Genomic DNA, 22,434 nt, shown 5'->3' with positions numbered 1-22,434 from the left:
AAGCAGCAAGAAGGGGCCCACCGAGGTGGGCCCCTTCTTGCTGTCTGCTACTTGCTGTCTACGCCCAGGTGATCAGCCGCTTCGGCTGCTCCAGGATCGCCGCCACATCGGCCAGCACCTTCGAGCCCAGCTCGCCGTCGACCAGGCGGTGGTCGAAGCTGAGCGCCAGAGTGGTGACCTGACGCGGCTTCACCTTGCCCTTGTGGACCCACGGCTGGAGCTTGATCGCGCCGACCGCGAGGATCGCGGCCTCGCCGGGGTTGAGGATCGGGGTGCCGGTGTCGACGCCGAAGACGCCGACGTTGGTGATGGTCACCGTGCCGCCCTGCATCGCGGCGGGGGACGTCTTGCCGTCCCGCGCCGTCGCCACCAGCTCACCGAGGGACTCGGCCAGCTGGGGCAGGGTCTTGTCGTGCGCGTCCTTGATGTTCGGCACGATCAGACCGCGCGGGGTGGCCGCGGCGATGCCCAGGTTGACGTAGTGCTTGACCACGATCTCCTGGTTCGCCTCGTCCCAGGAGGCGTTGACGTCCGGATGGCGCTTGATGGCGACCAGCAGGGCCTTGGCGATCAGCAGGAGCGGATTGACCCGCAGGCCCTGCATGTCCTTGTCCTGCTTGAGCTCCTCGACCAGCTTCATCGTGCGCGTCACGTCCACCGTCACGAACTCCGTGACATGCGGGGCCGTGAACGCCGAGCCGACCATCGCCGCCGCGGTGGCCTTGCGGACACCCTTGACCGGGATACGGGTCTCGCGGGCGGTGTCGTACGTCGCCACGGGCGCCGGAGCGGCCGGAGCGGGCGCCGCCACCACGGGCTCCGGGGCCTTCGGCGGAGCCACCGCCGCGTGCACGTCCTCGCGGGTGATGATGCCGTCCGGGCCGGACGGGACCACCGTGGCGAGGTCGACCCCGAGGTCCTTGGCGAGCTTGCGCACCGGCGGCTTGGCCAGCGGGCGGTCCTTCACCACCGCCGGACCATGACCGTTCAGCTCGGTCTGCACGGCCTTGACCGCGGCCTCCTGGACCGGGACCGTCGGGCCCTTGCGCGGGCGGCGCTTGGTCGAGGACTCGGCCACGCCGTAGCCGACGAGGACCGGCTTACGGCCCTCGGGCTTCTTCTCCTCGGCGGGCCTCTTGTTCTCCTCGGGCGCCGGGGCGGCTTCGACAGCCGCCGCACCGCCCGACACGTCCACCGCGATGATCGACATGCCGACGTCCACCGTGGTGCCCTCGGGGAAGTGCAGCTCGCGGACCACACCGTCGTAGGGGATGGGCAGTTCGACGGCGGCCTTGGCCGTCTCGACCTCGCACACCACCTGGCCGTCGGTGACCGTGTCACCGGGCTGGACGTACCACTTGAGGATCTCCGCCTCGGTGAGGCCCTCACCGACGTCCGGCATCTTGAACTCGCGTACGGACGCTTCCGTCATCGTCGTCACGACCCTCTCCTCAGTACGCCAGGGCACGGTCGACGGCGTCGAGCACCCGGTCCAGGCCCGGCAGGTACTCCTCCTCCAGACGCGCCGGCGGGTACGGGGCGTGATAGCCGCCGACCCTGAGCACCGGGGCCTCCAGGTGGTAGAAGCAGCGCTCCGTGATCCGGGCGGCGATCTCCGCGCCCGAGCCGAAGAACACCGGCGCCTCATGGACCACGACCAGTCGGCGGGTCTTCTCCACCGAGGTCTGGATGGAGTCGAAGTCGAGCGGGGAGACCGAGCGCAGGTCCAGGACCTCGAGGTTCCTGCCCTCCTCGGCGGCCGCGTCGGCGACCTCCTGGCAGAGCTTCACCATCGGGCCGTAGGCGGCGAGGGTGAGGTCGGTGCCCTCGCGGACGACCTTCGCCTTGTGCAGCGGTCCGGGGATCGCCTCGGTGTTGACCTCGGCCTTGTCCCAGTAGCGCCGCTTGGGCTCGAAGAAGATCACCGGGTCGTCGCTGTGGATGGCCTGCTGCATCATCCAGTACGCGTCGGAGGCGTTGGAGGGGCTGACGATCTTCAGGCCGGACACATGCGCGAACAGGGCCTCGGGGGACTCGCTGTGGTGCTCGACCGCGCCGATGCCGCCGCCGTAGGGGATGCGCACGACGACCGGGAGCTTGACCTTGCCCAGCGAGCGGGCGTGCATCTTCGCGAGCTGGGTGACGATCTGGTCGTAGGCCGGGAAGACGAAGCCGTCGAACTGGATCTCCACCACCGGGCGGTAGCCGCGCAGCGCGAGGCCGATCGCGGTGCCGACGATGCCGGACTCGGCGAGCGGGGTGTCGATGACCCGCTCCTCACCGAAGTCCTTCTGCAGTCCGTCGGTCACCCGGAAGACGCCGCCGAGCTTGCCGACGTCCTCGCCCATGATGAGGACCTTGGGGTCGGCCTCCAGGGCCTTGCGCAGCGATTCGTTGATCGCCTTGGCGAGAGCCATCTTCTCGGCCATCTCACTTGCCCCCTTCTGCGTCCGCGAACGACGCCTGGTAGGCGGCGAACTGGGCTCGCTCCTCGTCGACGAGCGCATGCCCGTCCGCGTACACGTTCTCGAAGATGGCGAAGTGGTCCGGGTCCGGCATGGCACGGACCGCCTCGCGCACTCGCCTGCCCAACGCCTCGGACTCGGTCTCCAGTTCCGCGAAGAATCCCTCGTCCGCGTGGTTTGCGGACTCCAGGTACTGGCGAAGGCGCAGGATCGGGTCCTTGGCCTCCCAGGCCACCCGCTCGTCGTCGTGGCGGTAGCGGGTCGGGTCGTCGGAGGTGGTGTGCGCGCCCATGCGGTACGTGTACGCCTCGACCAGCGTCGGGCCCTCGCCGCGGCGGGCCCGCTCCAGGGCGGACTTGGTGACCGCGAGACAGGCCAGCACGTCATTGCCGTCCACCCGGACGCCCGGGAAGCCGAAGCCCTGCGCGCGCTGGTAGAGCGGGACGCGGGTCTGCTTCTCGGTCGGCTCGGAGATCGCCCACTGGTTGTTCTGGCAGAAGAACACCACCGGCGCGTTGTAGACGGCCGAGAAGGTGAACGACTCCGCGACATCGCCCTGGCTGGAGGCGCCGTCGCCGAAGTAGGCGATCACCGCGCTGTCCGCGCCGTCCTTGGCGACGCCCATCGCGTAGCCGGTGGCGTGCAGGGTCTGCGAGCCGATGACGATCGTGTACAGCTGGAAGTTGTTGCTGTTCGGGTCCCAGCCGCCGTTGTTCACACCCCGGAACATGCCCAGCAGGTTGGTCGGGTCGACCCCGCGGCACCAGGCGACGCCGTGCTCACGGTAGGTCGGGAAGACATAGTCGTCGTCGCGCAGGGCCCGGCCCGAACCGATCTGGGCGGCCTCCTGGCCGAGCAGCGAGGCCCACAGGCCCAGCTCGCCCTGGCGCTGCAGGGAGGTGGCCTCGGCGTCGAAGCGGCGGGTGAGCACCATGTCGCGGTAGAGACCGCGCAGGTCTTCGGGGGTGATGTCGGCGACGTACTTGTCGTACTCGGCGTTCTTGACGCGCTTGCCCTCGGGCGTCAACAACTGAACCAGCTCGGGCTTGGTGCTCGGGGACTTTTTGGTCCCGGCGCTGCGTCGCGGTTTGCGCGCGGCAGTGCTCTCCACGGTCACGTGTGCTCCTCCGTCGGTCCGGTCCCCCGGGGTTGCCGGTGAAACCAGTGCGGCTCACCTGGTCCGACACCCGTGCACGGGGTGGGTGTCACTCGGCCGGAACAGGCGTGACAGGTGCCCCGGCGAGCGCCCTGCAACCATCACGTTACCCAGTGCTCCACATTTCTGGGAAACCCCCTTTGACCTGCGTTTTTGCTTGGATTTCCAAGTAAATCGCGAGGGGCTCGAAGAGTACTGGTCACAGCCTTGCAGGAGGCCGGAGCAACGGCACGTTATCCCGCGCACCCAGCTCACCGGAAGACTTTTCGTGTTCGACTTACTACGTGCGCCAATACGGAAACTCAGGGCATTTCCCCTCCGGCATGTGTGTACTGCCCCTGGAAGGCCACTTCGAGGGCGTCCCGTGACCGAAAGCGACTGACGCCGACGTTCTGTGACAACGCCCAGCTCACGGCCCCGGCTCGTGCCCTAGCATCTGGCGCGTGCCGCGCCCTTGTGTACCACCCCCCGTGCCTCACGCGCCCCCGCTGGGCGCCCTGCTCCGCCAGTACGCCGCCGGATGCGCCGTCACCTGTGAGCCCGTCGACCAAGGGCTGCTCAACCGCGGCTACCGGCTCCGCACCACCCGCGGCCGGTACTTCCTCAAGCACCATTTCGACCCCGAGACCGCCGACCCCGACGCCATCGCCCGCCAGCACCGGGCGACCGAGCGCCTGGCCGGCCTGGGCGTCCCCGTGGCGCCCCCGCTGCCCGGACGGGACGGCCGTACCGTGGCCGTCGTCGGCGGCCACGCCTACGCCCTGCACCCCTGGATCGAGGGCCGGCACCGGCACGGCGGCCAGCTCACGCCGGGCCAGTGCACCCGGCTCGGCGCGCTGCTCGGGGCGGTGCACGCGGGCCTGGAGCGCGTGATGCCCCCGGGCAGGCGGGCGCCCGCGGTGAGCGCCGACCCCGACGACACCTTCGCCCTCATCGAGGACCTGCTCGCCCGGGTACGCCGCCACCACCCCGCCGACTCCTTCGACGCGCTCGCCCGTCACCGGCTGCTGGAGCGGCGCGCGCTGCTGGAACGGCATGCCGACCGGCGTCCCCCGCGCGGGGGCTCGGTGGGCTGGGTGCACGGGGACTTCCACCCGTTCAATCTGCTCTACAAGGGCGACGCCCCCGCCGCGATCGTCGACTGGGACCGGCTCGGCGTGCACCCGCGCGCGGAGGAGGCCGTACGGGCTGCCGCGATCTTCTTCGTACGGCCCGTCGGCACCCTGGACCTGCCGAAGGTACGCGCCTACACGCGCGCGTACCGGCGCACCGCGGGCGTCACACCCTCCGAGCTCGCGGCGGCCGTGCACCGGGTGTGGTGGGAGCGCCTCAACGACTTCTGGATGCTGCGCTGGCACTACGAGCGCGGCGACACCCGCGCCGACCCCCAGTTCCCGGCCGCCTCGGCGCTGGCGGTGTGGTGGACGCGGGAGTACGACGCGGTGTGCGACGCGTTCGTGGACTGAGGGTCAGCCCTCCAGGCCGCCCGTGGCGCCCTCGACCGTGCCCTCCGTCGGATCGCCCGTCGGATCGGTCGGCTCGGTCTCCGTCTCGGTCGGGTCGTCCGTCGGCTCGGTCGGCTCGGTCGCCGTGTCGGTCGGCTCCGGCGACTCGCTGGTGGCGGTCTCGGACGGTGTGTACGTCGGCGAGGTCGACGGGGTCCAGCCCGAGCCGCCGTCCGTGCCGCTGTTGTCGTCCTCGGTGGCCGTGTCGGTGGGATCGTCGGTCGCGTCGTCGCTCGGCGACTCGCTGGCCGTCTCGTCGTCCTTGGACTGCGAGACGCTCGGCGACTTGGTGGTGTCCGTGCCGGGGTTCTTGTCGTCTCCGCCGTTCAGCGCGAGGGCGACGCCCGCCGCGATGGCGATCACCGCGAGCACGGCGAGGATCCACAGCTTGCCGCGGCCGCTGCCCTTGTTGCCGTGCCCCTCGAAGCCGCCGTCGTCCCCGCCGCCATAACGGCCGCCGGGCAGGATCGGCTGCGGGATCTGCGAGGTGCCGGAGGCGTCGGCGCCGGCGTGGCCCATCACCGCGGTCTGCGCGAAGCCCGCCGAGGGGGTGTGCCGGCCGTCGTGCGTGTCGACCGGCCCGGTGTTCCAGGTGCCGGTGTGGCCGCCCTGGTCGTACAGCATCTGCAGGCCGTACTGGACCAGGCCGCGCATCTCCTCGGCGGTCTGGAAGCGGTCGTCCGGCTCCTTGGCGAGGGAGCGCATGACCAGGCCGTCCAGCTCCGGCGGGCAGGCGTCGGAGGCCTCCGACGGGGGCGTCGGGATGTCCTGGACGTGCTGGTAGACCACCGAGAGCGGGGTCTCGCCGGTGAACGGGGGCCGCAGCGCGAGGAGTTCGTAGAGGAGGCAGCCCGTCGCGTACAGGTCGGAGCGGTGGTCGACCGCCTTGCCGAGCGCCTGCTCGGGCGACAGGTACTGGGGCGTGCCCATGACCATGCCGGTCTGGGTCATCGTCGTGGACGCGCCGTGCAGGGCGCGGGCGATGCCGAAGTCCATCACCTTGACGGCGCCGTTGTTGGTGATGATGACGTTCGCCGGCTTGATGTCGCGGTGCACGATGCCGTGCTGGTGCGAGTAGGCGAGCGCCTCCAGCACCCCGGAGACGATGATCAGCGCCTGCTCGGGCCCGGGCGCCTCGGCGTTGAGGAGAAGGTCGCGGATGGTGCGGCCCTCGACCAGCTCCATCACGATGTACGGCACGCTCTGGCCGCCCACGAAATCTTCACCGGAGTCGTACACGGCGACGATCGCGTGGTGGTTGAGACCGGCCACCGACTGTGCCTCGCGGGTGAAGCGGGCCTTGGAGACCGGGTCCTCGGCGAGATCGGCGCGCAGCAGCTTGACCGCGACGGTGCGTCCCAGCCGGACGTCCTCGGCCGCGAACACCTCGGCCATGCCGCCCCGGCCGAGTCTGCGGGTGAGCCGATACCGGCCGTCTCCGACCAGCCCGCCGTTACCCCACAGCTCCGGCGCATCTGACATACCGCCGCCAGTCGCCTCGGGGTCGGACGGGCCCTGAGCGCGCTGCTGTGCCATCAGTCCTCGCCGTCGTTTCTGCCCGCGGTGCGCGCGGTGTTGTTACGGTCTCCGTCGGCCACGCTACAGCCTCCGCGCAAGCCGCCGGTCCGGGATGGGACCCGCGGCCGGTCCGTGACAGACCGGCCATGAAACCCGCTAGCCGGTCCGTCGTGCAAATTCTGTGTACCGGCCGTACGGCCCCTGTAACGCTTGCGCGACTCTTCTTTCGCGTACGGTCACGGAACGGGCACCGAGCTTGACGTGTCAGTGCCCTGGGGCAGACTTGGCCGGGAATAGCACTTTGGATCAACGACAGTCGGCGCCTGAAAGGCTATGGGGGACGCAGAGACATGAGCCAGGACGCCGCACACGGCCGGTATGCGGGGCGGGCGCTCGCCGGTGGCCGCTATCAGCTGCGCGACCTGCTGGGTGAGGGCGGCATGGCCTCGGTGCACCTCGCCTACGACGCCGTGCTGGACCGTCAGGTCGCGGTCAAGACACTCCACACCGACCTCGGCCGCGAGCAGGCCTTCCGCGAGCGCTTCCGCCGCGAGGCCCAGGCCGTGGCCAAGCTCACGCACACCAACATCGTCTCGGTCTTCGACACCGGCGAGGACGATGTCGACGGCATGACGACTCCGTACATCGTCATGGAGTACATCGAGGGCCGCCCGCTCGGCTCGGTGCTCGACGAGGACGTACGGCAGTACGGCGCGATGCCCGCCGACAAGGCGCTGAAGATCACCGCGGATGTGCTGGCGGCGCTGGAGATCAGCCATGAGATGGGGCTGGTCCACCGCGACATCAAGCCGGGCAACGTGATGATGACCAAGCGTGGCGTGGTCAAGGTCATGGACTTCGGTATCGCGCGTGCCATGCAGTCGGGCGTCACCTCGATGACCCAGACCGGCATGGTCGTCGGCACCCCGCAGTACCTGTCTCCCGAGCAGGCGCTCGGCCGGGGCGTGGACGCACGCTCCGACCTCTACTCGGTCGGCATCATGCTGTTCCAGCTGGTCACCGGGCGGCTGCCGTTCGAGGCCGACTCTCCGCTGGCCATCGCGTACGCGCATGTGCAGGAGGAGCCGGTCGCGCCCTCCTCCGTCAACCGCGCGCTGCCGCCCGCGGTGGACGCGCTGGTCGCCCGCGCGCTGCGGAAGAACCCGAACGAGCGTTTTGTGAGCGCCGAGGCGATGCGGGACGAGTGCCTGCGGGTGGCGTCCTCCTTCCAGGCCGCCGCGCCGAACATCGTGCCGGGCGCGCAGACCTCCAGCGGCGCGGGCGTCGGCTCCGCGGTCTTCCCGCCGGTCGACCAGTCGACCCCGGCGCCCATCGGTCCGGTCCAGACGCCGTACCAGCCCAACCCGTACGGCACCCCGGCGCCGACGCCCGCTCCTTCGTACGGCTATCCGCAGCAGTCCGGCTACCAGACCCCGGCGCCCGCCGGGTACGGGACGACTCCGCCGCCGTACAACATCACCCCGCAGCCGGCCTCGTCCGGTTCCGGGGGCGGGGGCCGGAACAAGCCGGTGATCATCGGCTCGATCGTGGTGTCGGTGCTCGCGGTCGGCGGGCTGATCGCCGCGCTGACGCTGAACGGCGGCGGTGGCACCGACGACGACAACCCGTCGGCCGACCCCAGCAAGTCCGCCTCCGAGGTGGCCGGCCACCGCGGCCCGGACAAGACGAAGGTCATCGAGACGGAGAAGTGCACCGAGCCGGTGGAGTCGTACAACGACCCCGACATGGTGGAGATGCCGAACTTCGCCTACAAGAACTGGGATTCGGTGCTCTCCTGCCTCAAGGCCGCCGGCTGGGAGTACGACCGCAAGCTCGTCGACGAGAACACCTTCGGTGAGGACACGGTGATGTCGCAGTTCCCGGCGGAGGGGACGGACATCGACCCGGAGAACCCGCCGAAGATCCAGTTCAACGTCTCCACGGGCAACCCGGCGTAGACATGGAGAAGGGCCCGGCCTGAGACGGCCGGGCCCTTCTTTTTTGTGTCTACAGGTACGGCCCGCCCGAGCGGCCGCCCGTGCGCGGGTCGTCGCCGCCGTCCTCGTGACCGACGCCCGGCGGGAGCGCGCGGCGCATCTGCTCCAGTTGGGCCCGGGCCGCCATCTGCTGGGCGAACAGGGTGGTCTGGATGCCGTGGAAGAGGCCCTCCAGCCAGCCGACCAACTGGGCCTGCGCGATACGCAGTTCCGCGTCGGACGGGGTCGCCTCATCGGTGAACGGCAGGGACAGGCGCTCCAGTTCCTCCACGAGCTCGGGGGCCAGGCCGTCCTCCAGCTCCTTCACCGAGCTGGCGTGGATCTCCTTGAGCCGGACCCGGCTGGCCTCGTCGAGAGGGGCCGCGCGCACCTCCTCCAGCAGCTGCTTGATCATGCTGCCGATCCGCATGACCTTCGCGGGCTGCTCCACCTGCTCCGTCACCGGAATCTCGCGGGAGTCCTCGTCTGCGTTGCCACCGCTGAGCGCCATACCGTCCTGGCCCACGACCAGGATCTGCGGGTTCTCCGGCGACCTTTCGTTCCTCGGCATCTCCATGCCGCCATTCTCTCGCACCCGTACATCTCATCAGCGTGGTGCCCCCCGTGACAGGTGATCCACCGTTTACGTACGCGGACTTTCCGTCACCCGGTGGCGGAGTCCGGAATGCCTGACCTGTCGGGCGATGTGAGGCTTGTCCCGTGACTCCATGGCTGCGGACAGTGCGGGCGACGGTACTGACCGTCGTCCTCGTCGGGGGCTGGGGGTGCGGAGTGGCGTACGGCGAGGAGGGCACGCCGTCGGCATCCGCGTCCGCCTCCGCCTCGCCCTCCCGGGCCGGGAGCGTGGCCGGGGAGGGGCGTCAGCGGCCCGGGCGGCAGGGGGAGAGCGTGCCCGAGGACGAGGAGGAGGCGCCCGAGGCCGAGCCGTCCCCTACGGCTCCGACCGAGGCCGCCGACTCCCCCGTGCCCGCCGGACAGGACGTCGTGCGGGCCGAGCCCGTCCTTCAGGTGCTGCCGCTGGGGAGCGGTCTGGTCCTGATCGGGCTCGGCCTCGGACTGGCCTTCGTGGGGCTGCGGCTGCGCCGTACGGACTGACCGCTCAGCCCGTCACCAGCAGCACCTTGCCGACGTGCCCGCTCGCCTCCACGATCCAGTGCGCGGCGGCCGCGTCGCTCATCGGCACCTCCCGGTCGACCACCGGACGCACATGACCGCCGTCCAGCAGCGGCCACACATGCTCGTGCACGGCCGCCACGATCGCCGTCTTCTCGGTCAGCGGGCGGGCCCGCAGCGAGGTCGCGCTGATCGCGGCGCGCTTGTTCAGCAGCGTGGCGATGTTCAGCTCACCCTTGATGCCGCCCTGCATGCCGATGATCGCGAGGCGGCCGTTGACCGCGAGGGTGCGGACATTGCGGTCCAGGTACTTGGCGCCCATGTTGTCGAGGATGACGTCGGCGCCCGCGCCGTCGGTGGCCTTCTTGACCTCCTCGACGAAGTCCTGCTCCTTGTAGTTGACCAGGATGTCCGCGCCCAGCTCGGCGCACCGGTCCAGCTTCTCCCGGGTACCGGCCGTGACCGCGACCTTCGCGCCGACGGCCTTGGCGAGCTGGATCGCCATCGTGCCGATACCGCTGGAACCGCCGTGCACCAGCAGCGTCTCGCCCGGGCGCAGGTGGGCGATCATGAAGACGTTCGACCAGACCGTGCAGACCACCTCGGGCAGCGCCGCCGCCCGGACCAGGCCGACGCCCTTGGGCACGGGCAGCAGCTGGCCCGCCGGGACGACGACCTTCTCGGCGTAACCGCCGCCCGCGAGCAGCGCGCACACCTCGTCGCCGACGGCCCAGCCGGCGACGCCGGGGCCGATCTCGGCGATCCGCCCGGAGCACTCCAGGCCCGGGTAGGGGGACGCGCCGGGCGGCGGGTTGTAGAAGCCCTGCCGCTGCAGAATGTCGGCCCGGTTCACGGCGCTCGCCGCCACCTCGACCAGGACCTCGCCCTCTCCGGGCACCGGATCCGGCACTTCGGCCCAGACCAGCGCCTCGGGCCCACCGGGTTCGTCAATCGTGATCGCATGCATGGGGCCGACGCTACTCCTCGGTCCGCGGTCCCATACCGGCTCCGTCCTTGGACCGGTCCGAAGAGAAATCCCTGTGCGCGACCGATGAGTTTGCGCGACGGTAAAGGTCTCCCCATGCGTAACCCAAGTACCGAACGACCGAAGTACGCGGCAGACCGAAGTACGCGGAAGGACATCCCACCATGAGCCAGCACACGTCAGCCCTGGCCATCGAGACAGCAGGCCTGGTGAAGACGTTCGGCGAGACCAGGGCCGTCGACGGAGTCGATCTGGCGGTTCCGGCCGGCACGGTCTACGGCGTCCTCGGGCCGAACGGCGCCGGGAAGACCACCACCGTGAAGATGCTCGCCACTCTCCTGCGTCCCGACGGCGGGGAGGCCCATGTCTTCGGCCACGACGTCGTGCGCGAGGCCGACGAGGTGCGCGGCCGGGTGAGCCTGACCGGCCAGTACGCCTCCGTCGACGAGGACCTCACCGGCACCGAGAACCTGGTGTTGCTGGGCCGCCTCCTCGGCCACGGCAAGCAGGCCGCCCGCACCCGCAGCGAGCAGCTGCTGGAGGCCTTCGGGCTGACCGAGGCGGGCGGCAAGCAGGTCAAGCACTACTCGGGCGGCATGCGGCGCCGTATCGACATCGCCGCGTCCATCCTCAACACCCCGGATCTGCTCTTCCTCGACGAGCCGACGACCGGCCTCGACCCGCGCAGCCGCAACCAGGTGTGGGACATCGTCCGCGCGGTGGTCGCCCAGGGCACGACCGTGCTGCTGACCACGCAGTATCTGGACGAGGCCGACCAGCTGGCCTCCCGGATCGCGGTCATCGACCACGGCAAGGTGATCGCCGAGGGCACCAAGGGCGAGCTCAAGGCGTCCGTCGGCGCCGGGTCCGTCCATCTGCGGCTGCGGGATCCGGGGCAGCGGGCGGAGGCGGAGCGCGTACTGCGGCTGGCGCTCGACGCGGACGTCCAACTGGAGCCGGACCCGGTGGCGCTGACGGCCCGGCTCGCCTCGGCGACCAGTGACAACGCGGCCGAGCAGGCCTCGCGGGCGCTCGCCGAACTGGCCCGTACCGGCATCACCGTCGACAACTTCTCGCTGGGCCAGCCCAGCCTGGACGAGGTCTTCCTCGCCCTCACCGGACACGACACCAGCCACGAGAAGAAGGACGAGGTGGCGGCATGAGCACCGCGACAACCCCCGAGGCCAAGGAACTCGCCCCCGTCAGCGCCGAGTCGCTCGCCGCGCTGCTGGTCTCCGGTGAGCGGCCGCCCCGGCCGAGTGCGCTGTCGGCCTCGCTGACCTTCGGCTGGCGGGCGATGCTGAAGATCAAGCATGTGCCGGAGCAGCTCTTCGATGTCACCGCGTTCCCGATCATGATGGTGCTGATGTACACGTACCTGTTCGGGGGCGCCCTGGCCGGGTCCCCGGAGGAGTACATCCAGTTCCTGCTGCCGGGCATCATGGTGATGTCGGTCGTGATGATCACCATGTACACCGGGATCTCGGTCAACACCGATATCGAGAAGGGTGTCTTCGACCGGTTCCGGTCGCTGCCCATCTGGCGGCCGTCGACGATGGTCGGCTATCTGCTCGGCGACGCCCTGCGCTACACCATCGCGTCCCTGGTGATGCTCACCGTCGGCATCATCCTCGGCTACCGGCCGGACGGCGGCGTCGTGGGCGTGCTCGCAGGGATCGCGCTGCTGGTGGTGTTCTCGTTCGCGTTCTCGTGGATCTGGACGATGTTCGGGCTGCTGCTGCGCACCGAGAAGTCGGTCATGGGCGTCAGCATGATGGTGATGTTCCCGCTGACCTTCCTGTCGAACATCTTCGTCGACCCGACGACCATGCCGGGCTGGCTCCAGGCATTCGTCAACAACAGCCCCATCACCCATCTGTCCTCGGCGGTTCGGGAGTTGATGGCGGGCGACTGGCCGACCGACGAGATCGCCTGGTCGCTGGGGTGGGCCGGACTGTTCGTGCTGATCTTCGGGCCGATCACGATGCGGCTGTACAACCGCAAGTGAGGGTCAGTCCTGCGGAATCGGGCGGACGTCGGGCGCGACCTGCGTGCTCGGCGTCGCCCGCACGATGGTGATCAGACGGTCCGTCGACTGGAGCGCGCCGACGTCCGCGTGGTCGTAGCCGAGCACCCGATGCCCGCGTACGACGCTCACCACCAGGTCGGCCGTCTCCCTGGGCCCCTTGCCCACTTCGGCCTTTATGACCGGCCGTTCGACGATGTCGAGCCCGCTGCCCTGCTGGATCAGGTCCTCCATCACCATGCCGGCGGCGGGGCTGAGCACCGAGAGGCCGAGCAGCCGGCCTGCGGCGCTGGCGCTGGTGATGACCGCGTCGGCGCCGGACTGCTTCAGCAGCGGCGCGTTCTCCTCCTCGCGGACCGCGGCCACGATCTTCGCCCCGCGGTTGAGCTGGCGTGCCGTCAGCGTCACCAGGACGGCGGTGTCATCGCGCTGGGTCGCAATGATGATCTTCCGGGCCTTGTGCACCTCGGCCCGCTTCAGCACATCGCTGCGGGTCGCGTCGCCCACGATGCCCGCGTAGCCCTCGGCCGTCGCGGCGTCGATCACCTTGCTGCTGGGGTCGACCACGATGACCTGTTCCTTCTTCAGGCCCGTCGCACAGACGGTCTGGATCGCCGAGCGCCCCTTGGTGCCGAAGCCGACGACGACGGTGTGGTCGCGCAAGGTGGACCTCCAGCGGTTCAGACGCCATTCCTCCCGGGTGCGCTCGGTGAGGACCTCCAGCGTGGTGCCGACCAGGATGATCAGGAACAGCACCCGCATGGGCGTGATGACAAGGATGTTGATGAGCCGGGCGGCGTCGCTGACCGGGGTGATGTCGCCGTAGCCCGTGGTGGAGAGGGTGACGGTCGAGTAGTAGAAGGCGTCGAGCAGGTCGACGGAGCCGTCGGAGTTGTCGTTGTAGCCGTCGTGGTCGGCGTAGACGATGAGGGAGCACGCCACCAGCAGGGACAGCGCCATGACCACCCGCTTCGCGACCTGGCGGAACGGGTGCTCCACCACCTTCCTCGGCAGTTTCACCCGATGGGTCACCAGACGTTCGTCCGGCTGGCGCGCGATGACGTCCTGGCCCGGAAGTTTCACGTGAAACACACCCCGATCCCTGAGGACGCCCAGGGCAGCTCCAGCAGTTCCGCCTCTTCACCGGCCTCGGTCCCGCCCGGCGGTACGACGGCCAGGGCGTCGGCGGCGGCGACGCCCCGCAGCATCGCCGGGCCGTTGTAGTGCAGCGGCACGGCATGGTCGTCGCGCAGCACCACGGGGATCAGCCGGGTGTCGTACGGATGCCCGTGCGTCGCGTCCCGCAACGGCAGCGTGTACGGCTCGGGGGCGGGGCGGGCCGCGAGGGTGCGCAGCAGGGGCTCGGCGAGCGTCAGCAGGCCGGAGACGGCCGCGAGGGGGTTGCCGGGCAGGCCGACCAGGTGCTGGTTCTCCTTGGTGCGGGCCAGCAGCATGGGGTGACCCGGGCGCACCTTGACGCCGTTGACCAGGAGTTCGGCGCCGAGGCGGCGCAGGGTGGGGTGGACATGGTCCACGGGTCCGGAGGCGGTGCCGCCGGTGGTGACGATCAGGTCGGCCTCGGAGTAGGCGATGGCCTTGTGGAGCGCTTCGGCGTCGTCGCCGAGCCGGCGCACGGTGGTGACCTCGGCGCCGAGCGCCCGCAGCCAGGGCGGCAGCATCGGGCCGAGCGCGTCCCGGATCAGCCCGTCGTGGGGCCGCCCTTCGGTGAGCAACTCGTCGCCCAGGACGAGCACATCGACGCGCGGCCGGGGTACGGCGGTGACGGTGTCGTAGCCCGCGGCTGCGGCGAGGCCCAGGACGGCGGGGGTCACCAGGGTGCCGACGGGGAGCAGTTGGTCGCCGGAACGGCACTCCTGGGCGCGGGGGCGGATGTCCTGGCCGTGTTGGAGGTCGCGGCGGGCGTGGAGGTGGCCCTTGTCGTCGGTCCGGCCGTGCTCGCTGCGCAGAACGGCGGTGGTGTCCAGGGGGATCCGGGCGCCGGTGGCGATGCGGACCGCCTCGCCGTCGGTGAGGGGCGCGGGTTCGGCGTGCCCGGCCAGGACGCCGGTCTCGCGTACGGCCCAGGGGCCGGGTCCGGCGACCGCCCAGCCGTCCATCGCGGAGGTGTCGAAGGAGGGCAGGTCGGTGAGGGCGGTGAGGGGGGCGGCGAGGGTGAGGCCGAGGGACGCTTCGAGGGGCACGGAGACCGGGGTACGGCGAGTGCCGCGCTGGCGGCCCGCGCGGGCGGCGAGGGTGCGGGCCTCGGGCCAGGGGGTGGCCTGGTGGTGGGGGGCCGTTTGATGCTCTTGGCGTTCTTGATGTTCCTGATGTCCGGGCCGGTGCCTCGGGGCGGGTGTGGGGTCGCCGGTGGGCGGGTTCTCCTTCACGAGCGCGAGTACCTCCTCGACGTCGAGGTCCTCGGCGTCCTGGTCGTCCCGGACGCTGCGGGCGGTCATCCGGCGTCCGGGGTGGCGTTGGGCTCCGCGTCGGGTGTGGCGCTCGGCGTCTCCTCCGACGCCCAGCGCGCGGCGAGGTCCGCTGCCTTGCGGGCGGCTTCGGCGACCGCTTCGGGGCCGCCCTGGGCCTGGGCGGCCGCGTAGCCCACGAGGAAGGTGGTCAGCGGGGCCGCGGGCCGCGCCACGCCGTGGGCGGCGTCCCGGGCGAGGTCCAGCAGGACTTTGATGTCGACGTCGAGGTCGATGCCCAGCTCGTCCTTGACTGCGGAAATCCATTCATCCAACACGTGCCCATGCTCCCTGATACGTGCCCTGGCGGTGGCGATGTCGTCCCAGGTGTCGCAGTCGAAGGACGCGACGGGGTCGGGGACGCGGCTGAGGCGGAGCCCGGCGGTCAGTCGGCGCAGGGGCAGGCCGGTGAGGCCGCCGTGCTCCTTGATGAGCGCCGCGAGGCCCGCGCGCAGCACCGGCGCGCGGTACGCGGCGACGAGGGGCTGGTCGCGGCCGTCGGCGTCGGTGAGCAGCACGCCGTCGTCCGTTCCGCCCCGGAGTGCGGCCAGCAGCCGCCGTACGGTGGCCGCTTCGAGGAACGGCAGGTCGGCGGAGAGCAGGACGACCCGGTCCGCGGTGCTGTGGCGCAGGCCCGCGTCGAGGGCGGCGAGGGGGCCGCCGCCGGGCGGGTCCTCGCGGGCCCAGGTGACCGGGCGTGCGGTGGGCCGGGGGTCGGCGACGACAACGGTGGTGCGCGCGTCGGCGCAGGCGGCGAGCACCCGGTCGAGCAGCGGGCGCCCGCCGACGCTGAGGCCGGGCTTGTCGGCGCCGCCGAGCCGCCGTGCGGCGCCCCCGGCGAGCACGACGGCGTCGTACGCCTCGGTACCCGGGTCGCCCGGGGGCTCGTACGCGGTCACCCCCTGAGTATGCGGGCCCCGGCGATCACAGGGAACGGCCGGGGAGCCCGCGCCTCACAGGGTGCGCAGCAGCACCGCCGGCTGTTCCACGCAGTCCGCGACATAGCGCAGGAAGCCGCCCGCCGTGCCGCCGTCGCAGACGCGGTGGTCGAAGGTGAGCGAGAGCTGTACGACCTGGCGCACCGCCAGCTCGCCCTCGTGCACCCACGGCTTGGGGATGATCCGGCCGACGCCGAGCATCGCGGCCTCGGGGTGGTTGATGATCGGGGTGGAGCCGTCGACGCCGAACACTCCGTAGTTGTTCAGCGTGAAGGTGCCGCCGGTGAGTTCCGCGGGCGTCAGGGCGCCGGTGCGGGCCGACTCGGTGAGCCGGGCGAACTCCGCGGTGAGCGACTCCGCGTCCCGCGCGTGGGCATCGCGTACGACCGGTACGACCAGGCCCCGCTCGGTCTGTGCGGCGAAGCCGAGGTGGACGTGGTCGAAGCGGACGACCTCCCTGGCCTCCATGTCGACGGTGGAGTTGAGCTCGGGGTAGCGGGCGAGGGCGGCGGTGCAGATGCGGGCCAGCAGGGCCAGAAGGGAGATCTTCGGGCCGCCCGCGGCGTTCATCGCGGTACGGGCGCGCATCAGCTCGGTCGCGTCGGCGTCCACCCAGCAGGTCGCGTCGGGGATCTCACGCCGGCTGCGGGAGAGCTTGTCGGCGACGGCACCGCGGACGCCCTTGAGGGGGGTGCGGGTCCCTCCGGTGGTGACGGGGGCCGCGGGGGCAGGGGCGGGGGCCGGAGCAGGGGTCGTACGTCCCTGTGCGGCGGCGGCACGCAGGGCGTACTCCACGTCCGCGCGCAGGATCAGTCCGTCGGGCCCGGAGCCGGTCATCTCGCGCAGGTCGAGGCCGTTCTCGCGGGCCAGACGGCGGACCAGGGGGGAGATGACGGGGACGGGGCCGTCGACGACCTCGGGGGCCGGGGCGACCGGAGCAGCCTGTGCCGCCGCGGCCGGCTCGCCCGCCCGGCCGTTCAGCGCGGGGCCCGTCGGCTGTCCCGTGCGCACCCTGCGGCGTCGCGCCGGTGCCTCCGAGGTGCCGTACCCCACCAGTACGTTCCCGGAGCCCTCGGCCGAACCGTCGGAGGCGTCCGCTCCCACGGCGACCGTGATCAGCGGTGCCCCCACGGGCAGCTCCGTGCCCTCCTCGCCGAAGCGGGCGGTGACCACGCCGGCGTAGGGGCAGGGGACGTCGACCATCGCCTTCGCGGTCTCGACCTCGACGACCGGCTGGTCGACGGCGACGACATCGCCGACCTGGACCAGCCAGCGCACGATCTCCGCCTCGGTGAGCCCCTCCCCGAGGTCGGGAAGCTTGAACTCCAACACCTGTGCCATCAGCTCTCGGCCTCCCATTGCAGACGCCCCACGGCGTCCAGGATCCGGTCCACGCCGGGCAGGTGGTGACGCTCCAGCATCGGCGGCGGGTAGGGGATGTCGAACCCGGCCACCCGGAGCACCGGCGCCTCCAGATGGTGGAAGCAGCGCTCCGTGACGCGGGCCGCGATCTCCCCTCCCGGGCCGCCGAACCCGCCCGACTCGTGCACGACGACCGCTCGCCCGGTCCGCCGTACCGAGGCGCAGACCGTCTCGTCGTCGAACGGCACCAGCGAGCGCAGGTCGACGACTTCCAGGTCCCACCCCTCCTCGCGGGCCGCCTCGGCGGCTTCGAGGCAGACGGGCACGGACGGACCGTACGTGATGAGCGTGGCGCTCCGGCCCGAGCGCCGCACCATCGCGCGGCCGATCGGTTCAACGCTCTGCGGGTCCTCCGGGTTCCAGGAGTCCTTCGACCAGTACAGACGCTTGGGCTCCAGGAAGACGACCGGGTCGTCGGAGGCGATGGAGGCACGCAGCAGTCCGTAGGCGTCGGCGACGGTGGCGGGCGTGACGACATGGAGACCGGGGGTCGCCATGTAGTACGCCTCGGAGGAGTCGCTGTGGTGCTCGACGCCGCCGATGCCGCCGCCGTAGGGGACGCGGATGGTGATCGGCAGGGGCATGGTGCCGCGGGTGCGGTTGCGCATCCGCGAGACATGGCTGATCAGCTGCTCGAACCCCGGGTAGGCGAAGGCGTCGAACTGCATCTCCACGACCGGGCGCAGGCCGTACATCGCCATGCCGACGGCGGTGCCGAGGATGCCGGCCTCGGCGAGCGGGGTGTCGGTGCAGCGGTCCTCGCCGAACTCCTTGGCGAGTCCGTCGGTGACCCGGAAGACACCGCCGAGGGTGCCGACGTCCTCGCCCATCACGTGCACGGACGGGTCGTCGGCCATGGCGTCGCGCAACGCGCGCGTGAGGGCCTGCGCCATGGTGGCGGGCTTCACCGCGACGGTGGTCATCGCATGTCTCCCTCGGCGTCCAGCTCGGCCCTCAGCTGGGTCCGCTGTTCGTGCAGTTGCTGGGTGGGCTCGGCATACACATGGGCGAACAGGTCCATGGGGTCGAGCACCGGGTCCTGGTTCATACGCTCGCGCAGGTCCGCGGCCATCGCCTCGGCGGCGTCCTTCGCTGCCTGAATGCCGGCCTCGTCGAGCAGGCCGCGCTCGGTGAGTTCGTGCTCCAGCAGGGCGATCGGGTCGTGTCCGCGCCAGGTCTCGACCTCGGCGTCGCCGCGGTAGCGGGTGGCGTCGTCGGCGTTGGTGTGGGCGTCGATCCGGTAGGTGATCGCCTCGATGAGGGTGGGGCCGCCGCCCGCACGCGCGTGGCGTACGGCGTCGGAGAGCACCTCGTGCACGGCGGCGGCGTCGTTGCCGTCGACCAGGCGCCCGGGCATGCCGTAGCCGACGGCCTTGTGGGCCAGCGACGGGGCCGCGGTCTGCTTGGCGAGCGGGACGGAGATCGCGAAGCCGTTGTTCTGGACCAGGAAGACGACCGGCGCCTGCCAGACGGCGGCGAAGTTCAGCGCCTCGTGGAAGTCGCCCTCGCTGGTGCCGCCGTCGCCGACCAGGGCGAGCGCGACCACGTCGTCGCCCTTGAGGCGGGCGGCGTGGGCGAGCCCGACGGCGTGCGGGAGCTGGGTGGCGAGCGGCGTGCACAGGGGGGCGACGCGGTGCTCGCGCGGGTCGTAGCCGGTGTGCCAGTCGCCGCGCAGCAGCGTGAGCGCCTGGACGGGGTCCACTCCGCGGGCGACGGCCGCGAGGGTGTCGCGGTAGCTCGGGAAGAGCCAGTCGCGCTCTTCAAGGGCGAGCGCGGCGGCGACCTCGCAGGCCTCCTGGCCGGTGGTGGACGGGTAGACGGCGAGCCTGCCCTGCTTGGTCAGGGCGGTGGCCTGGGCGTTGTACCGACGGCCGCGCACCAGTTCGGCGTAGAGGCGGCGCAGCAGGCCGGGGTCGGCCTTGGCTGCCGCCTCGGTGCCGAGGACGCGGTAGGGCTCCGCGTCGGGCAGCAGCGGCGCGGGGTCGGTGCGGGGCTGCCAGGCGGGCGGCGGCGATGGCCGGTACGCGCCCCGCTGCTCCATGACCGTCATGACGGCACCTCCTCGTGGGAGTGGCTACGGGAGGCGTGTCGGCTGTGACCCGCCTCACCTACCGATTGTTCGGTCGTCGGCACATTTTGGCTACAGGCCCCTCCAGGCTGTGGACAAACGGTTCTCCACAGCCTGGAATGAACGCAGTACGTCCACGACAGGGAGGCGGGGGGACATGGCACCTGAACAAATGGCCGAGGGCCCCGAGGGCGGCGCCCTGCCACCGCCACGTCCCCTCGACGCCATCGATCAGGACATCCTCCAGATGCTCCAGGCGGACGGCCGCGCCTCGATACGGTCCGTCGCCGAGCGGGTCCATGTCTCGCGCGCCAACGCCTACGCGCGGATCAACCGGCTCATCGAGGACGGTGTCATCCGGGGGTTCGGCGCCCGCGTCGACCATGAACGCGCGGGGCACGGGACGTCGGCGTACATCACCTTGAAGATCGTGCAGAACAGCTGGCGCACGGTGCGCGAGCAGCTCCGGGCCTTGCCCGGCGCCTCGCACATCGCCCTGGTGGGGGGCGATTTCGACGTCCTGCTGCTGGTGCACACGCCCGACAACCGGGCGCTGCGCGAACTGGTGCTCACCCGGCTCCAGGCCATCCCCGAGGTGCTCAGCACCCGCACCCTGCTGGTCTTCGAGGAGGAGGACCTGGAGCCGCAGGGCTGACTCAGGCGGCCCTGCGCAGCCCGCCGAAGACGACCTGTACGACGGCGTCGGCGACCTCGCGCTCGTCCATGCCCCGGCCGTCCGGGCGGTACCACTCGACGATCGAGTTGATCATCCCGAAGACGAGCCGGGTGGCGAGCCGCACCTCGACGTCCCCGCGTACGTCCCCGTCGGCGGCCGCCGCCTTCAGCAGCTCGGCGACCTTGTGGTCGAAGTCCCGGCGCCGCTCCAGCGCCCACCGCTCGGTGTCGGTGTTGCCGCGCACCCGCAGCAGCAGCGTCACATACGGCAGCTCGGCTATCAGCACCTCGACCATGCGCCGTACGACATGCTCCAGACGCGCGGAAGCGCGCCCCACGCGCGCGGGCTCCTCGTCGAGGATCCCGAAGAGCTCGTCCAGCGCCCGGCTCACCGCGCGCCGCAGCAGCTCCTCCTTGCCGGTGACGTGGTGGTAGATCGACGACTTGGAGATACCGGCGGCGCGCGAGAGGTGCTCCATGGAGGTGCCGTCGTAGCCGCGCTCGTTGAAGACCTGGACGGCGACCGACAGCAGCGTCTCGGGGGTGTACGTGTCGCGCTTGGCGGTGGTCATGAGCCGCTGCCCTCCCGCTTGTCCGTGGCGTACGCGTGCCGGTACAGCGCGAGGGAGGGCGCGTACCGCCCGGAGGGGTCGCGCAGATGGAGGTCGTCGAGGAGGGCGTAGGCCCAGTTGCGGCCGAGGCGGCGGCTCCACTCGAAGGGGCCGAGCGGGTAGTTGACGCCGAGGCGCATCGCCGTGTCGACGTCCTCCTCGGTGGCCACGCCCTTGGCGACCGCGTCATGGGCCAGGTCGACGATCCGGGCGACCGTACGGGCGACGATCATGCCGGGTACGTCGCCGATGACGCTGACGTCCTTGCCGAGCGCCTGGAACAGGCCGATGGCCTCGGTGAGGGTCTGGGGGGAGGTGTCCTGGGAGGCGGACAGGGCGATGCGGGTGGCGCGGCGGTAGTCGAGCGCGAGGTCGAAGTAGACGACGTCCCGGAACTCCACCGACGTCTGCCCGTCCGCGAGCGCCAGCTGGCCGCCGGACGGCAGGACCAGCCGGGTGCCGTGGTCCTCGTCCTCCTCGCGCACCGGGACACCCGCCTCGCGCAGCAGCGTGAGCAGTTCGGCGGCCGGGCCCAGATCGCCCTCGGCGACGACATACGCGGGCGGGCGCTCCCGCTCGGCGGTGTGCGGTTCGGAGCGCTCGGCGCCCTCGGCGTAGTCGTACCAGCCGTGTCCGCTCTTGCGGCCGAGACGGCCCGACTCGACCAGGCGGCGCTGGGCGAGCGAGGGCGTGAAGCGGACGTCCTGGAAGAAGGACTGCCACACCGACTGGGTGACGGACTCGTTGACGTCCTGCCCGATCAGATCGGTCAGTTCGAAGGCGCCCATCTTGAAGCCGCCGCACTCGCGCAGCACGGCGTCGATGGTGGCGGGATCGGCGCCCTGGGCCTCGTAGACGGCGAAGGCCTCGGCGTAGAAGGGCCGCGCGATGCGGTTGACGATGAAGCCGGGGGTGTCGGCGCAGGCGACCGGGGTCTTGCCCCAGGCGCGGGCCGTCTCGTACGCGCGCGTGGCGTACGTGACGTCGGTGGCGAACCCGGAGACGACCTCGACCAGCGGCAGCAGCGGGGCGGGGTTGAAGAAGTGCAGGCCCACGAAGCGGCCGGGGTTCGCGAGGGCGCCGCCGATGGCGGTGACGGACAGCGAGGAGGTGTTGGTGGCGAGCAGGCAGTCGTCGGAGACGATCTCCTCCAGCGCGCGGAAGAGCTCCTGCTTGACGTCGAGGCGCTCCAGGGCGGCCTCGATGACCAGGGCGCAGTCGGCGAGGTCCGCCAGCTCCTCGGCGGGCAGCAGCCGGGCGCGCGCCGCGTCCCGGTCGGTGTCGGTCAGGCGGTCCTTCTCGACGAGCCGGTCGAGGCGGGCGCCGATCGTGGCGGCCGCTTCCCGGGCCTTCCCGGGCGCGGCGTCGTAGAGCCGTACGGGGTGGCCGGCGACCAGCGCGACCTGGGCGATGCCCTGGCCCATGGTGCCGGTGCCGACGACGGCCACAGGGCTGCTGAGGTCGAGTGCTGTCATGTCCGCGATCCTCCC

Annotated in this window: 20 protein-coding genes; 6 read left to right on the top strand and 14 right to left on the bottom strand. The window is 71.3% G+C overall.

The features are described from left to right. Nucleotides 1-58 precede the first annotated feature (58 nt). From OHT76_RS22410 to pdhA (OHT76_RS22400), 3 genes are read right to left on the bottom strand one after another with little or no spacing between them, the layout of a single operon-like run. Nucleotides 59-1,441, bottom strand: a complete 1,383-nt coding sequence (locus tag OHT76_RS22410; RefSeq protein WP_328872634.1) for a dihydrolipoamide acetyltransferase family protein — start codon at nucleotides 1,439-1,441, stop codon at nucleotides 59-61. A gap of 10 nt (nucleotides 1,442-1,451) precedes the next feature. Further along, nucleotides 1,452-2,429 carry an alpha-ketoacid dehydrogenase subunit beta gene (locus OHT76_RS22405; protein ID WP_328872633.1) on the bottom strand — a complete coding sequence of 326 codons (978 nt, stop codon included), beginning with the start codon at nucleotides 2,427-2,429 and terminating at the stop codon, nucleotides 1,452-1,454. Between the two features lies 1 nt (nucleotide 2,430). Beyond that, nucleotides 2,431-3,582: a pyruvate dehydrogenase (acetyl-transferring) E1 component subunit alpha gene (pdhA, locus tag OHT76_RS22400; protein ID WP_328872632.1), complete on the bottom strand. Its 1,152-nt coding sequence runs from the start codon at nucleotides 3,580-3,582 to the stop codon at nucleotides 2,431-2,433. A 509-nt stretch (nucleotides 3,583-4,091) separates the two neighbouring features. Between pdhA (OHT76_RS22400) and OHT76_RS22395 the strand changes: the two genes are divergently transcribed. Then, nucleotides 4,092-5,087 carry a phosphotransferase gene (locus OHT76_RS22395; protein WP_328872631.1) on the top strand — a complete coding sequence of 332 codons (996 nt, stop codon included), beginning with the start codon at nucleotides 4,092-4,094 and terminating at the stop codon, nucleotides 5,085-5,087. A 3-nt stretch (nucleotides 5,088-5,090) separates the two neighbouring features. Here OHT76_RS22395 and OHT76_RS22390 read toward each other — a convergent pair whose 3' ends face one another. Next, nucleotides 5,091-6,665, bottom strand: coding sequence for a protein kinase domain-containing protein (locus OHT76_RS22390; protein ID WP_328876596.1), 1,575 nt, complete (start codon nucleotides 6,663-6,665; stop codon nucleotides 5,091-5,093). Between the two features lie 329 nt (nucleotides 6,666-6,994). On the opposite strand from OHT76_RS22390, the gene OHT76_RS22385 reads away from it, so the two are divergent. Continuing rightward, nucleotides 6,995-8,602: a protein kinase domain-containing protein gene (locus tag OHT76_RS22385; protein WP_328872630.1), complete on the top strand. Its 1,608-nt coding sequence runs from the start codon at nucleotides 6,995-6,997 to the stop codon at nucleotides 8,600-8,602. A gap of 49 nt (nucleotides 8,603-8,651) precedes the next feature. Here OHT76_RS22385 and OHT76_RS22380 read toward each other — a convergent pair whose 3' ends face one another. Further along, nucleotides 8,652-9,197, bottom strand: a complete 546-nt coding sequence (locus tag OHT76_RS22380; RefSeq protein WP_328872629.1) for a bacterial proteasome activator family protein — start codon at nucleotides 9,195-9,197, stop codon at nucleotides 8,652-8,654. Nucleotides 9,198-9,340: 143 nt separating this feature from the next. Here OHT76_RS22380 and OHT76_RS22375 point away from each other — a divergent pair, with 143 nt between their 5' ends. After that, nucleotides 9,341-9,736, top strand: coding sequence for a hypothetical protein (locus tag OHT76_RS22375; RefSeq protein WP_328872628.1), 396 nt, complete (start codon nucleotides 9,341-9,343; stop codon nucleotides 9,734-9,736). Nucleotides 9,737-9,740: 4 nt separating this feature from the next. Here the strand turns inward: OHT76_RS22375 and OHT76_RS22370 are convergent, their stop codons facing one another. Beyond that, nucleotides 9,741-10,721, bottom strand: coding sequence for an NAD(P)H-quinone oxidoreductase (locus OHT76_RS22370; protein ID WP_328872627.1), 981 nt, complete (start codon nucleotides 10,719-10,721; stop codon nucleotides 9,741-9,743). 182 nt (nucleotides 10,722-10,903) lie between these two features. Between OHT76_RS22370 and OHT76_RS22365 the strand changes: the two genes are divergently transcribed. Both OHT76_RS22365 and OHT76_RS22360 read left to right on the top strand, forming a co-directional pair. Continuing rightward, entirely contained in the window at nucleotides 10,904-11,902 is a 999-nt protein-coding gene (locus OHT76_RS22365) for an ATP-binding cassette domain-containing protein (protein ID WP_328872626.1), read from the top strand. Then, nucleotides 11,899-12,747, top strand: a complete 849-nt coding sequence (locus tag OHT76_RS22360; RefSeq protein WP_328872625.1) for an ABC transporter permease — start codon at nucleotides 11,899-11,901, stop codon at nucleotides 12,745-12,747. Before OHT76_RS22365 ends, OHT76_RS22360 begins: the two co-directional genes overlap by 4 nt. 3 nt (nucleotides 12,748-12,750) lie before the next feature. Here the strand turns inward: OHT76_RS22360 and OHT76_RS22355 are convergent, their stop codons facing one another. From OHT76_RS22355 to pdhA (OHT76_RS22330), 6 genes are read right to left on the bottom strand one after another with little or no spacing between them, the layout of a single operon-like run. Continuing rightward, on the bottom strand, nucleotides 12,751-13,848 hold the full coding sequence (locus OHT76_RS22355) for a potassium channel family protein (protein WP_328872624.1): 1,098 nt from the start codon (nucleotides 13,846-13,848) through the stop codon (nucleotides 12,751-12,753). Further along, entirely contained in the window at nucleotides 13,845-15,221 is a 1,377-nt protein-coding gene (locus OHT76_RS22350) for a molybdopterin molybdotransferase MoeA (protein WP_328872623.1), read from the bottom strand. Before OHT76_RS22350 ends, OHT76_RS22355 begins: the two co-directional genes overlap by 4 nt. Continuing rightward, nucleotides 15,218-16,129 carry an NTP transferase domain-containing protein gene (locus tag OHT76_RS22345; protein WP_328872622.1) on the bottom strand — a complete coding sequence of 304 codons (912 nt, stop codon included), beginning with the start codon at nucleotides 16,127-16,129 and terminating at the stop codon, nucleotides 15,218-15,220. Before OHT76_RS22345 ends, OHT76_RS22350 begins: the two co-directional genes overlap by 4 nt. Nucleotides 16,130-16,183: 54 nt before the next feature. Next, a complete protein-coding gene (locus tag OHT76_RS22340; protein WP_328872621.1) occupies nucleotides 16,184-17,509 on the bottom strand; it encodes a dihydrolipoamide acetyltransferase family protein in 1,326 nt (441 codons plus the stop codon). Further along, on the bottom strand, nucleotides 17,509-18,513 hold the full coding sequence (locus OHT76_RS22335; protein ID WP_328872620.1) for an alpha-ketoacid dehydrogenase subunit beta: 1,005 nt from the start codon (nucleotides 18,511-18,513) through the stop codon (nucleotides 17,509-17,511). Before OHT76_RS22335 ends, OHT76_RS22340 begins: the two co-directional genes overlap by 1 nt. Beyond that, the gene (gene pdhA / locus OHT76_RS22330; RefSeq protein ID WP_328872619.1) at nucleotides 18,510-19,640 is read right to left on the bottom strand and encodes a pyruvate dehydrogenase (acetyl-transferring) E1 component subunit alpha; all 1,131 of its coding nucleotides are present in this window, start codon (nucleotides 19,638-19,640) and stop codon (nucleotides 18,510-18,512) included. The genes OHT76_RS22335 and pdhA (OHT76_RS22330) overlap by 4 nt, the downstream gene beginning before the upstream one ends. Nucleotides 19,641-19,830: 190 nt before the next feature. On the opposite strand from pdhA (OHT76_RS22330), the gene OHT76_RS22325 reads away from it, so the two are divergent. Next, complete coding sequence (locus OHT76_RS22325; RefSeq protein WP_328876595.1) at nucleotides 19,831-20,313, top strand: Lrp/AsnC family transcriptional regulator; 483 nt, start codon at nucleotides 19,831-19,833, stop codon at nucleotides 20,311-20,313. Between the two features lies 1 nt (nucleotide 20,314). On the opposite strand, the gene OHT76_RS22320 is transcribed toward OHT76_RS22325, so the two are convergent. Beyond that, entirely contained in the window at nucleotides 20,315-20,905 is a 591-nt protein-coding gene (locus OHT76_RS22320; protein ID WP_328872618.1) for a TetR/AcrR family transcriptional regulator, read from the bottom strand. Next, nucleotides 20,902-22,419, bottom strand: a complete 1,518-nt coding sequence (locus OHT76_RS22315) for a 3-hydroxyacyl-CoA dehydrogenase (RefSeq protein WP_328872617.1) — start codon at nucleotides 22,417-22,419, stop codon at nucleotides 20,902-20,904. The genes OHT76_RS22320 and OHT76_RS22315 overlap by 4 nt, the downstream gene beginning before the upstream one ends. Between the last annotated feature and the right edge of the window lie 15 nt (nucleotides 22,420-22,434).

The organism is Streptomyces sp. NBC_00287, assembly GCF_036173105.1.
In the GTDB taxonomy this organism is placed as follows: domain Bacteria; phylum Actinomycetota; class Actinomycetes; order Streptomycetales; family Streptomycetaceae; genus Streptomyces.
Note: the sequence above shows the minus strand (reverse complement) of the source record. Positions and strands in the feature narration are given on the sequence as shown.